Raw genomic sequence first — 12,480 nt, 5'->3', positions numbered from 1 at the left:
CCGACGCTGTTCTCCACCGGCGACCCCGCCCCGGACCAAGGAGAACAACGTATGCACACGACCCCTCCGCCCGACCGGATCCCGCGCCGGACGTCCCGGTGACGGCAGCAGCGCCGCGCTCCGCGCGCCGGGCCGCGGTGACCACGGCGCTTCTCGCGCCGGCCGGGATCACGGTGCTCGGTCTGGTGCTCGTGCCGCTGCTCCTGGTGGTGCGGAACAGTTTCGCCTCCGCCGACGCGTACGGCGGGGTGCGGGGCGGGTACACCCTCACGAACTACCAGGACCTGTTCGAGCCGATCTACCTCAAGGTCTTCGGCTACAGCCTCGGCATGGCGGCCCTGAACACCCTCGTCTGCCTCGTCCTCGGCTATGTCGTCTCGTACTACCTCGCCGGCCGGTCCCCGCAGCGCCAGATGCTGCTCCTGCTGCTGATCATCGTGCCGTTCTGGACGGACTTCCTGGTCCGGACGTTCGCGTGGATCAATCTGCTGAGCCCCGGCGGCCCGGTCAACAGCCTCACCGACGCCATCGGGTTCACCGACGGGCCCACCCAGTGGATACCGAGCCAGGGAGCCTCGTTCATCGGTCTGGTGTACGCGTTCCTGCCGACGGCGATCTTCCCGATCTACGCCTCGCTGCGCGGGGTGGACAACTCCCTCGGCGAGGCCGCCCGTGACCTCGGCTGCGGCTGGTGGCGGGTGCACACCCGGGTCCTGCTGCCGATCGCCCGGCCGGGAATGCTCGCGGCGGCACTCCTCACCTTCATCCCGACCCTCGGCGTCTTCGTCATCCCCGTACTGCTCGGCGGCGGACGTGACCAGTTGGTCGGCAACCTGATCGTGACCCTGTACACCGAGTTCCGCAACCAGCCGATGGGCGCCGCGGCGTCCGTGGTCCTGCTGGTGCTGATGGTGGCCTCGATGGCGGTGTTCGGACTGGCCGCCCGGCGGCTGAGGAGGAAGACGGCATGAAGCACGTCCTCGACACCGTGACGGCCTGGCTGGCCCGGGGCGTCATCGCCTTCCTCTACATCCCGATCGTCGTCGTGGTGGTGCTGTCGTTCAATGACTCCGAGGTCACCTACAAGTGGGCCGGGTTCTCCACCCGTTGGTACGGAACGCTCGCCGACAACACCGAACTCCTGGCCGCGCTGCGGGTCAGCGCGGAGGTCGCCCTGATCTCGGCGACCCTCGCCACCGCGTGCGGACTGCTCTCCGCAATGGGCATGGCGCGGCTGGCGAACCGCTGGAAGGCCGTGTTCTCCGGGGGTCTCTTCCTGCCGCTGATCATCCCCGAGATCGTGCTGGGCGTGGCCCTGCTGTCGGTCTTCGGGGCGATGAGCGCGGACCTCGGGATGACGACCCTCGTCCTCGGCCATCTGGTGGTGACCCTGCCGTACGCGGCACTCATCGTCCTCGGCGCCTACAACGCGCTGGACTCCTCGCTCGGGGAGGCGGCGACCGATCTCGGCTGCAATCCCTGGCAGGCGTTCCGGCGGGTGACCCTGCCGCTGCTGCGGCAGCCGCTGCTCGCCGCCTGGCTGCTCTGCTTCACCATCTCGTTCGGCAACATCGTGATGTCGACGTTCACCAACGGCATCGGCTCCACCACCCTGCCCCTGCGGGTGTACTCGATGCTCAAGGGCGGTCTGACACCCGAGATCAACGCGCTGGGCACCCTGCTCGTGCTCTTCACCCTGCTGATCATCCTCGGCGTCGGACTGCGTCAGATGCGTCAGGTGCTGCTGGGCGGCAAGCGCGACTAGCTCTCCCCCTCCCCCGTGCCGAAGCCCTCTCCCCCGAGACCGGGACCCGTCTCCCGACCCGCTTCCCGACCTCGCCTCCCGCCCCCGGATCCCGACCCGGGATCCCGGCCTCGTCTCCGCCCCTGCCTCCCACTTCGCCGACCTCGTGAAAGGCACACCCGCATGCGTACGAGAAGAGTTCGCAGAACCGTACTCGCCGCCTCCGTCGTCACCGTGACCGCGCTCGTCGCCACCAGTTGTGGCGGCTCCGACGCGGCCTCCGGGGGCGGTGGGAAGAAGCTGAACATCTACGCCTGGGCCGGGGAGATACCCGATTCCGTGGTGAAGAAGTTCGAGGCGGAGACCGGCATCAAGGTCACCCTCGACACCTTCGACAGCAACGAGACCATGACGGCCAAGCTCAGCTCCGGTTCGGCGGGCTACGACCTGGTGGAGCCCAGCCAGTACACCGTGCAGCAGCTCATCGGCCAGCAGTTGATCCAGCCGCTCGACCACTCCCGGATCAAGGGCCTGGACAACCTCGCGGCGAAGTTCCGCGACCCGTCGTACGACAAGGGCAACAAGTACAGCGTCCCCTGGATCTGGGGCACCACGGGCTTCGCTTACAACGACACGTGCGTCCCGTCCGCGACCAGTTGGAAGACCCTGTTCGACAAGAAGTACCAGGGCAAGGTCTACATGCTGGACAACATGCTGGCGGCCTATATCGCGGGCCTCCAGCTCACCGGCGCCCGCGCCACCAGCACCGACGAGGGCGAGATCAAGGCCGCGACGAAGGCACTGGAGGACCAGAAGGAGATCCTCGCGGGCTACAACTCCACCAACTACCCGCAGTTGCTCTCCACCGGGCAGGCGTGCGCGGCGCAGGCATGGAGCGGTACGGCGATGGCGAAGGTCGTCGCCGCCAACAAGAACGTCCACTACGTCATCCCCGAAGAGGGCGGCTCGATCTGGACGGACGGACTCTCCATCCCCAAGGCGGCCAAGAACACGGACGCGGCCTACGAGTTCATCAACTTCACCCTGCGTCCCGAGATCGCGGCCATGGCCACCGACGACGGCGGCAGCGCCAGCACCAACGCCAAGGCCCGCGAGTTCGTCAAGGACAAGAAGGCGCTGGAGAACCCGGCGGTCTACGCGACCGACGAAGCGATCAAGAGCGCGGACTTCCTGCTCGACCCGGGGACCGCGATGAAGCACTTCCAGCAGGGCTGGACCAAGGTGAAGGCATCCTGACATGACAGCCACCCTCAAGGCCCCGAAGCCCCGCGCGCAGGCCACCGCGCCCGCCGTCCGGCTGATCGGGGTCGGTAAGTCGTTCGGCGGCACGCCGGCCGTCCAGGACGTGACCCTCGACATCCGGGCGGGCGAGTTCTTCTCCATCCTCGGCCCGTCGGGCTGCGGCAAGACGACCCTGATGCGGATGATCACCGGCTTCGAGACGCCCACCGAGGGCACCGTCGAGCTGGACGGAGTCCCCTCGACGGGCGTACCGCCGCACAAGCGGGACCTCAACATGCTCTTCCAGAGCTACGCCCTCTTCCCGCACCTCAACGTCAGCGAGAACGTCGCCTTCGAGCTGAAGGTCCGTAAGTCCCGGCCCAAGGCGGAGATCGCGGACGCCGTACGGGACGCCCTCGCCCTCGTCCGTCTCGACGGCTACGGGGACCGGGCCATCGGTCGGCTCTCCGGCGGACAGCGGCAGCGGGTCGCCATCGCGCGGGCCCTGATAGGCCGTCCCTCGCTGCTGCTCCTGGACGAGCCGCTGGGCGCCCTCGACCAGAAGCTGCGGGCCGAGATGCAACTGGAGCTGAAGAAGATCCAGCGCGAGGTCGGCGTCACCTTCGTCACCGTCACCCATGACCAGGAGGAGGCGCTGACCATGTCCGACCGCATCGCGGTCATGGAAGGCGGCCGGGTGCTCCAGATCGACACCCCCGAAGCGATCTACGAACGCCCCTCGACCCGCTTCGTCGCCAACTTCATCGGCACCTCCAACTTCCTGACCGGCGTGCTCGGCGGCGGACGACTGGGAGTGGACGGGCTGGGGAACATCGCGGTCCCCGACGGCCACGGACAGCCCGACGGCACCCGGATCCATCTGGCCGTCCGCCCGGAGAACGTACGGCTCGGCCGTGCGGGCGAGGAGCCGGCGGACTGCCCGGTCGTCGCGGACGCCACCCTCCAGCAGATCGTCTACCTCGGCAACGCCACCCGCTACCACCTCACCCTCGCGGACGGCGGTGACTTCGTCGCCGAGGCGCGGGGGACGGACGCGAGCGGACTCGGGATCGGCGAACGGGTCGTCGTCGGCTGGCACCCCCGGCACTCCCGGGTGCTGGCCGAATGAGCACCCGCCGCCCCGCCCGACCCGGTCCCGACCCGTCCCCCCGCAGCAAGGAGATACGACCGTGAAGGTCGCCGCAGCCCAGTTCGCCCCGACCGCCGACCCGGCGGCCAATCTCGCGGTCATCGAGGAGATGACCCGGGACGCCGTCGCGGCGGGCGCCGAACTCATCGTCTTCCCCGAGGAGTCGATGCTCCCCTCGGACACCGATGAGTCCGAAGGGGTCCCGCTCCGCGAACTCGCCGAGCGCCACTGGCCCGTGTTCCTCGACGGGATCACCCGGATCGCTTCCACCCACGGCATCGCGGTCATCGCCGCCGGATTCGAGGGCAGCGGCGAGGCCCTCCCGTACAACACCATCGCCGCCGTGGACGCGAGCGGCGAGGTCCTCGGCCTCTACCGCAAGATGCATCTGTACGACGCCTTCAACTACCAGGAGTCCCGCAAGGTCCAGCGCGGTGACACCGGGCCCGTCGTCGTACGGATCGGTGACTTCAACGTCGGCCTGGTGAACTGCTACGACGTCCGCTTCCCGGAGTTCACCCGGTCCCTGGTGGAGATGGGCGCCGACCTGCTCTCGGTCTCGGCGGCCTGGGTCAAGGGCCCCCTCAAGGAGGACCACTGGGCCACGCTGCTGCGCACCCGGGCCATCGAGAACACCTGCTGGGTCGTGGCCTCGTCGCTGACCACACCCGACTGCATCGGGATGAGCATGGCCGTCGACCCGCTCGGCGTGGTCCGCGCCGGCCTCGGCGAGGAGGAGCGTTCGATGTTCGTCGTGGACGCCGACAAGGACCGGATCGACCGGGCCCGCACGGTCCTCCCCGTGCTCCGCAACCGCCGCATCATCATCGGACCGAGGTGAACCCCGTCATGCCACTCGACCTGCGTGACCTGCCCGCACCCGTCGACGGGGAACTCGTCGAAAAGCTGCGGAAGGTGGACTTCCCGACCCTCGGCCACTATCTGGAGGAGGGCTTCTGCGACCCCCTGCTCCAGCGGCAGGCCGGCACCGACCGGATCGTCGGCCGGGCCGTGACCGTACGGATCACCGCCACCGACTCCACGGTGCTGCACCACGCCGTCGGGCTGATCACACCCGGGGACGTGGTCGTGGTCGACTGCGGCGGCGACCGGCGCCACGCACCGCTCGGCGAGGTCGTCGTCAACGCGCTCGCCTCCCGTGGCGCGGCCGGCGCCGTCGTGGACGGCCTGTGCACCGATATCGACGCGCTGCGGGCGCTCGGACTGCCCGTCTACGCGTACGGGCGGACCGCCCTGACCACCAAGCTGCACGGGATCGCGGACGGTTCGCTGTGCGCGCCGGTCGTCTGCGGCGGTGTCCCCGTCCAGGCCGGTGACCTCGTCCTCGGTGACGCCAACGGCGTGATCATCGCATCCGCGGCGCGGCTCGCCGCCGTCATCGACGAGGCCCTCATCGACGACGCGGAGGAGCCGGCCCTCATCGCGGAGCTGTGGCAGGGCAGACCGCTGGGCGCGCTGACCGGGGCCACCGAGACGCTCCAGCGCCTGAGCTGACCCACCACCTCCCCGCCCCTCCCTCCCCGTACACCCCCGAAAGGACCATCGTGCTCCTCAAAGCCGCTGTCAACGGCGGGCGTTCGCCGGCCGAACGGCCCACCGTCCCGGTCACCGCCGCGGAGATCGCCGCCGACACCCTCGCCGTGCTCGCGGCCGGCGCGGACGTCATCCACTTCCATGTCCGAACCCCCGACGGGGGGCAGACCATCCGGCCCGAGCCCCTCGCCGAGGTGCTCACCGCGATCCGCGCGGTCGCCCCGGACGCCGTCGTCGGCACCACCACGGGCCTGTGGACCTGCTCGGGCCCCGAGGAGCGCTACCGGCTCGTCGAGTCGTGGGAGGTGCTGCCCGACTTCGCGTCCGTCGCCTTCAGCGAGGAGGACGCGGCACGGACGGCGGAGCTGGTCGTGGCGCGCGGCATGGTCCTGGAGAGCGCGGTGTGGACGATGGACGACGTCCCCCGGCTGCTGGCGTCACCGACGCTGCACGACAACGTCCGTATCCTCATCGAGCCCGTGGAGGAGGAGCCGGTGGAGGCCGTCAGGGCGGCCCGCGCGATGGCGGCGCGGATCCGGGAGGCCGGGGTGGTCTGCCCGATCCTCTACCACGGCGACGGCCCGACGGTCTGGCCCCTGGTACGGGCCGCGATCGAGGACGGACACGAGACCCGCGTCGGCTTCGAGGACGGCACGGACCTCCCCGACGGCACGGCCGCCCCCGACAACGCCGCGCTGATCCGTGCCGCCCGCGCCCTGGCCACCGACTGACTCACCGGCTGTTCCACCGGCAGCGGCGATACCTCCGGGGAGCACCGGGTACGGGGTGGGCGCGGCGGGACGGATCCCACCGCGCCCACCGCGCGGGCCTGTCAGGCTACGGCGTGAGGACCGTCAAGGTGGCGTCGACGATGCGATGGTTCGAGCAGGCGATGTACCCGCCGTTGCGATTGCGGCAGCGGTCCTGGGCGACGGGGAGGGCGTCCGCCTGGTACGAGACGAGGCGGCTCTCGGCGGCGAACACCAGGTCCACCTTGGCGGGCTGACCGCAGGCGCCGGCGAGCGCGCCCTCGGTGGTCTGCTCCCCCCAGCCGGGGCAGACCGGATCCTGGTCGTCGAGCTCCCGGAAGGGTCCGGAGTTGTTCCCGTTGGCCGGCGTGGCGACGGACGGCGCGTACCAGGTGTCGAACAGCGGATCGTGCGGCTGGACATTGAAGTCCCCGGCCGTGATCACCGTGCCGCCCGCCGCCGTCACCTCCACCATCTTCGTGTGCACCGCATGGAGCTGAGCCGTCTTGAACGCCGGCTTGAACGTGATGTGCGTGGTGCAGAACCGCGGGGCGCCGGGCAGGCCGGCGATCGGCACGCAGAGCAGCTTCCGGGCCTTGTCCCCGTCGTAGGGCAGCGTGATCCGGTCGGTGCCGGTCGGCGCGAAGCGGCTGAACACGGCCACGCCGTACGGGTCCTGGTCGGCGCCGGGATCGTTGCCGCAGAGGTCCGCGTCCACGTCCGGCATGGGCTCGAACCGGGCGAAGTTGGTCGCGCTCTGCGGCCAGCCGGCGTCCTGTAGGCCCTTGAGGATGGCGCGGTACTGGTCGGGACAGACCTCGTTGAGCGAGATGAAGTCCGGGTTCCGATGGGCCAGCGAACCGAGCACCGCGTCCACGAGGCCGTTCTGGGTGGATCCGTAATTCGCTTCATGGCCGGAGACGTTCCAGTGCCAGACCTTGTACGTCGCCGTGCCGGGCACCGCGGCCGATCCAGCGGGTGCCACCCATGTCGTGAACCCCAGCAGCGCGGCCAGCACGAGGACGATCGTGTGAACTCTTCGCATATGATCCCTTGCCCGATATCGCGGTCAACGCCGGTGCGCAGGCCGGTACCGGCGCGCGGGCGACTGCTCCACCGGCTCAGGAAAACCCTTCTCATGATCGTATGACTTCTCTGCCACACCTCACCGAAATCACCGCAATCACGGACCCGGCGGGGGGAGTCAATCGCGCGCGGGAAGGGCGGGAAGGGAAGGGGACCTGCGCAGCAGCCACTGCGTGAAGGTCCGACGACCGGGCCGCACCACCACGGGGCCGAGGGACTTCACGCCGACCAGCTCCACGCGCAGGGTGACCGGTGTATCGGGAATCGTCCGAGCCCGGCGATATGTGACCCTGCTGTGCACCAGTTGCAGACCGTCCGTATCGACCACGACGCCCGGCCTGGTGACCAGTGTCAGGGTCTTCCCCGTCATGCCGACGTCGATCCGCAGGGTGTCGTGCGTGATCACGGCGTCGGTGAAGTCGAGCTTCACCGGGCAGAAGGTCACCGCGAGCTCCAGCCGCCGCGGTACCACCCAGCGCCCCACCCGCTTGACCGCGCCGCCGTGCACCTGTTCGATCCGGACGACGTCCTTGGCCTCCTCCCTCACCGCGGCCGATCCCGGCGGCAGGTCGGCGGTGAGCGTGGTCAGTTCGCTCAAGGTCCGTGCCGACAGGGCGGTTTCCAGGCGCTCGTCCAACTCGTCCGCGGTCAGCAGGCCGTCCCCCGCGGCGATGCGCAGCACATCCACCACACGGTCCCGGTCCGCGTGGGAGGCGCGCAGTTCGGGCGGTGAGCCGGGCGCGGAATGCTTCCCGGCTGGCGAACTCTCTCCCGACATGCTTCCGTCCTGGTCCTGTCGAAGGTCTCCGCGCGACGCGGGTAGCGGCGTCGGGGTCGTGTCTTCGGAGTTCCCTGCCCGCCATTCCGGCGTGCCCTGACGCTCACACTCCCCGGGAGAAGACTAACGCCGTATCGCAATATGCCCCGGCGAAGGACCGGAATCGGGTTGGTTGAGGTGATGGAGATTTCCTGCGGTCCCTGACCATCTGCACCGATCAGAGATATCTCGTCCGACTCTGTCAATGGGCCAGGCTCCTGCAACTGCCCAGGTCACCGCAGTTTTTCCCTTGTCCGACCTCCACAAGTCCTCTACATTCCACTAACGATCTTTACTGATCGTTTATGTCGGTGGACGGGTCCGGGGAGGGCTCGGGGGTGGGGTGAGTCGTGTCTGCATGTCCACGACGGGTGCGTGCCCGGGTGGCGTTGATCGTGTCGGCGTTGGCGGCGGGGCTGTTGTCCGCCCCCGCCCACGCGGCGCCTGCCGCAAACCCCTCCCCCCAAAGTCCACCGGCTGCGGAACGCTCCCCCACCGAGCGGGCGGCGGCGACCGGCACCCCCGTCGAGGTGATCTCCGAGCGCACCGAGTACAGCCGGACCACCGCCAACCCGGACGGCACTTACACCCTCACCCAGTCCGTGACCCCGCAGCGGATGAAGCACGCCGACGGCAGCTGGCGCGAGCTCGACACCACGCTGGAGCGCCGCCCCGACGGCACGGTCGGCCCCCGCGCCGCCGCCGTCGGACTCTCCTTCTCCGGCGGCGGGGACGGCAAGGACATGGTCCGGCTCTCCGGCGGCAAGGGCTCGGTGACCCTCGGCTGGCCGGGCCGCTTGCCCGCACCGATCCTCCAGGAGGCCACCGCCACCTACCCGGAGGTGCTCCCCGGGGTCGACCTGCGACTGACCGCGACCACCGAGGGCTACCACGAGGTCCTGATCGTCAAATCGGCCCAGGCCGCCGTCAATCCGGCACTGGACGAGGTCTCCCTCCCGGTCACCTCCGACGGACTGACCGTGGCCCCGGGCGAGGGCGGCGGGCTGCGCGCCTTCGACGAGGACGGGAACACGGTCTTCTCCGGACCACCGGGGCTGATGTGGGACTCGGCCGGCAGCGCCACGCCACCGCCGGTGGCCCGAAGCTCCCGACCCGCCCGTACCGCAGCCGCCACGGAGGCGGACACGGCCCCCGGCATGGGGGACGCCAGCGCCGAACTGCCCATCCGGGTCGGCGCCGGAGCGGTCGCGGTCACGCCCGACCTCGGACTGTTGCGCGGTCCTGACACCGTCTACCCGGTCTACATCGACCCCTCCATGGGCCTCGGTGTCTCCGAGCGCACGGTCCTGTCCTCCAACGGCTCCCGATTCCCGGACTTCACCGGTGACCTCGGTGTGGGCCGCTGCTACCGGGTCGGCCCCTACTACTGCGACGCCGACCACACCAACCGGATGTACTTCGAGTTCGGCCCCGCCAGCCTGGTCGGGAAGTACGTCATCGACGCGACCTTCCGCGCCTACGAGACCTGGTCCTTCTCCTGCACGCCGCACTGGATCCAACTGTGGCGCACCGAGAACATCTCTGCCGCCACCCGCTGGCCCGGCCCCCAGCAGCTCGATCTGATGGGCGACCGGCAGGTCTCGGCGGGCCGGGGCGACCACTGCACCCCGGCCCAGCCCGACCGCTGGATCGAATTCAACGACGCGCCATCCGAGCCCGAGGAGAACCTCACCAAGACCGTACGCGCCTTCGCCGACGGCAGGTTCACCCGGCTGACGCTGATGCTGCGCGCCCAGGACGAGAACAACGCGGACGCCTGGAAGCGGTTCAAGGAGAACGCCGAGATCCAGGTGGTGTACGTGCTCAAGCCGGGGGCACCGACCGACGACGGGGTGATCCCCGGCAACGGCGACATACAGGGCTGCTCCACCACCGACCAGAAGCCGGTGATCGCCACCCGCCTCGACCCGATGTTCCAGGGCCGGGTGCGGACCTCCGTGGCACCGAAACCCGGCCTGGAGGAGCAGGGCTCGCTGCGCGCCCACTTCTGGTACGAGCGGAAGATGCCCGACGGGACCTGGCAGGCGGACCGACTCAACGTCCCCACCTCGGGATACCTCGTCCATGGTGATCTGGCCCGGCCTCGGCTGCCCGGCGGAGTCGACGGCGCGCTCTACCGGGTGCGCTCGCTGACCCAGTCGTTCTGGACGTACGAGGGCATCACCACGGCCATCTCGTCCGGGTACCGGCGTTGGTGCTACTTCAAGCTGGACACGGTCGCGCCGTCCGAGCCCCGGGTCACGGCGACCGGGGTGTATCAGGAGTGTGTCTCCTCCAACGACTGCCCGGCGCTGGGCGGCCCGGGAGTGCGGGGTTCCTTCCGGATCAGACCCAATATCGCGGACGACGACATCACGGGCTACCGCTGGCGGCTGCGGACCGAGCGGGGAGCCGCACTGGAATCCGGTACGGACGTCACCATCGAGCCGCGGCCGACCACCGCCGGGATCCAGGTACTGGAAGTGGAGGCCATCGACGTCCGCGAGCGGACGAGTGTGCCGGCTCTCTTCCGGTTCCGGGTGCGTCCGGCCGAGGGCGCGGTGGGCCGCTGGCACTTCGACGACGGCACGCCCGGTTCAGGAGTGGTCACGGCCGCTGACAGTGCCACCGTCGGCGTCCGCCGTCCGATCACCCTGCGCCAGGGCGCCGGAGTCGCCGACTGGTCCGCCCTGGGCCGCGGCGGTACCGGTGATCACTCGCTGCGGCTCAACGACGATGTGACCGACCCCGCCCGGCAGACGGCGTACGCCGACACCAGCGCCCCGCCGGTCAACACCCGGGACTCCTTCACGGTCTCCGCGTGGGTCCGGCTCAACGACGACGGCAAGACCCGGGTGGTCGCGTCGGCGCCCGGCGCCGAGAACACCGCCGCGTTCAACCTCTTCTACTCCGGCAGCGCGAAGAAGTGGGTCTTCAACCGAGGAGTCGCCGACTCCGCGACACCCGCCTACGTCAGCTCCCTCGCGGAGACCGCGAACCCTCCCCTGCGGGTGTGGACCCATCTCGCCGGCGTCTTCGACACGCAGGGCGACACCCGGAACAGCAACGACACCATCCAGCTCTATGTGAACGGCCGTCCACAGGGCGCACCGGTCGTCGTCGACGCGGCCAACCCCGCCTACATCCCGTGGGCGTCGTCGGTCGGGATGAGGGTCGGCGCCTCCAAGGCCGGTGAGCACCTGGTGGGCCGGATCGACGAACTCGCCGTCTGGCAGCGTCCGCTCACTGACGACGAGGTGGCCGAGGAGAGCCGGTACGAGGTCGCCGGGATTCCCGCCACGGAACTCGTGGCGTACTGGGACACCGCGTCGGCGGCGGGCGGCAAGGTGCCCGAGCTGAGTCCGTACGCGCCGGGCCCCATGGACCTGTCCGCGTCCGGGGCGGTCGCCGACCCGGACGAGAACGAGGTCCGCCTCGACGGCGCCTCCGGCCATCTCTCCACCACCGGACCGGTGGTGGACGAGACCGGCTCCTTCACGGTGACGGCCGCCGTCAAGCTCGACGCCGACAAGATGCTCGGGCTGCCGGTCGGCGGGCGCGCCCAGGTGCTGGGCCAGGCCGCGGCGGTCGGACGGGAGTCGACGTGGGCGCTGTGGGTGGAGCGGATCTCCGCGGCGCCGGACGGGTTCCAGTGGAAGTTCGGCCGGACCAGCACCGACGGGTCGGGGAGGGTCGTGGCCACGGCCTCCGCACCGTCTGGGGAAGCCGCCGAGTTCGACACCTGGGTCCAGGTGACCGGGGTTTACGACGCCACCGCAATTGTCGAGAACGGCCCCGTCGGAGCACTCCGGCTGTACCTCGGAGCGGTTCCTCAGCCCTCGCTCGACGACGAGAGCGTCTTCTTCTCCGACCCGCAGCACGGCGCGGGCGCCATCAGCGCGGGTCGGGGCGGCGCCAAGGGGGTCACCGGCCACCATCTGCCCGGAGCGATACGGGAGATGCGGGTCTGGACCGGCGCCATGGCCAGGGACCAGATCCTCGACAAGGTCATGGGTACGCCCGGGGCCGAGTAGGAACCGAGGTCGGCGCCTTCCCGGAAGGCGCCGACCTCCGGGCACCACACCCATCGCGGGGCCGTGGACCGACGGCTCCGCCAGGATCGCCGCTCCGTCGCACG

10 protein-coding genes are annotated in these 12,480 nt (G+C 70.1%); 8 read left to right on the top strand and 2 right to left on the bottom strand.

What is annotated here, in order from left to right; translation table 11 throughout:
• Positions 1 to 98: 98 nt before the first annotated feature.
• From ACH4S7_RS29690 to ACH4S7_RS29660, 7 genes are all read left to right on the top strand, one after another.
• On the top strand, positions 99 to 971 hold the full coding sequence (locus ACH4S7_RS29690) for an ABC transporter permease (RefSeq protein WP_398524416.1): 873 nt from the start codon (positions 99 to 101) through the stop codon (positions 969 to 971).
• Entirely contained in the window at positions 968 to 1,765 is a 798-nt protein-coding gene (locus tag ACH4S7_RS29685) for an ABC transporter permease (RefSeq protein WP_398524415.1), read from the top strand. The genes ACH4S7_RS29690 and ACH4S7_RS29685 overlap by 4 nt, the downstream gene beginning before the upstream one ends.
• Positions 1,766 to 1,927: 162 nt before the next feature.
• Positions 1,928 to 3,001 carry a PotD/PotF family extracellular solute-binding protein gene (locus ACH4S7_RS29680; protein WP_398524414.1) on the top strand — a complete coding sequence of 358 codons (1,074 nt, stop codon included), beginning with the start codon at positions 1,928 to 1,930 and terminating at the stop codon, positions 2,999 to 3,001.
• Position 3,002: 1 nt separating this feature from the next.
• Entirely contained in the window at positions 3,003 to 4,115 is a 1,113-nt protein-coding gene (locus tag ACH4S7_RS29675) for an ABC transporter ATP-binding protein (protein WP_398524413.1), read from the top strand.
• 61 nt (positions 4,116 to 4,176) lie between these two features.
• On the top strand, positions 4,177 to 4,977 hold the full coding sequence (locus tag ACH4S7_RS29670) for a carbon-nitrogen hydrolase family protein (RefSeq protein ID WP_398524412.1): 801 nt from the start codon (positions 4,177 to 4,179) through the stop codon (positions 4,975 to 4,977).
• An 8-nt stretch (positions 4,978 to 4,985) separates the two neighbouring features.
• A complete protein-coding gene (locus ACH4S7_RS29665; RefSeq protein ID WP_398524411.1) occupies positions 4,986 to 5,651 on the top strand; it encodes an RraA family protein in 666 nt (221 codons plus the stop codon).
• 50 nt (positions 5,652 to 5,701) lie between these two features.
• The gene (locus tag ACH4S7_RS29660) at positions 5,702 to 6,421 is read left to right on the top strand and encodes a 3-keto-5-aminohexanoate cleavage protein (protein ID WP_398524410.1); all 720 of its coding nucleotides are present in this window, start codon (positions 5,702 to 5,704) and stop codon (positions 6,419 to 6,421) included.
• Between the two features lie 106 nt (positions 6,422 to 6,527).
• Here the strand turns inward: ACH4S7_RS29660 and ACH4S7_RS29655 are convergent, their stop codons facing one another.
• Both ACH4S7_RS29655 and ACH4S7_RS29650 read right to left on the bottom strand, forming a co-directional pair.
• Positions 6,528 to 7,484: an endonuclease/exonuclease/phosphatase family protein gene (locus ACH4S7_RS29655; protein ID WP_398524409.1), complete on the bottom strand. Its 957-nt coding sequence runs from the start codon at positions 7,482 to 7,484 to the stop codon at positions 6,528 to 6,530.
• A 159-nt stretch (positions 7,485 to 7,643) separates the two neighbouring features.
• The gene (locus ACH4S7_RS29650) at positions 7,644 to 8,303 is read right to left on the bottom strand and encodes a DUF1707 domain-containing protein (RefSeq protein WP_398524408.1); all 660 of its coding nucleotides are present in this window, start codon (positions 8,301 to 8,303) and stop codon (positions 7,644 to 7,646) included.
• Between the two features lie 422 nt (positions 8,304 to 8,725).
• Between ACH4S7_RS29650 and ACH4S7_RS29645 the strand changes: the two genes are divergently transcribed.
• A complete protein-coding gene (locus tag ACH4S7_RS29645; RefSeq protein ID WP_398524407.1) occupies positions 8,726 to 12,376 on the top strand; it encodes a LamG domain-containing protein in 3,651 nt (1,216 codons plus the stop codon).
• Positions 12,377 to 12,480 lie beyond the last annotated feature (104 nt).

The sequence above is a fragment of the Streptomyces sp. NPDC020965 genome, assembly GCF_044333555.1.
Taxonomy (GTDB): Bacteria; Actinomycetota; Actinomycetes; order Streptomycetales; family Streptomycetaceae; genus Streptomyces.
The sequence above is the reverse complement of the archived record's forward strand: the minus strand, read 5'-3'. Positions and strand labels throughout refer to the sequence as shown.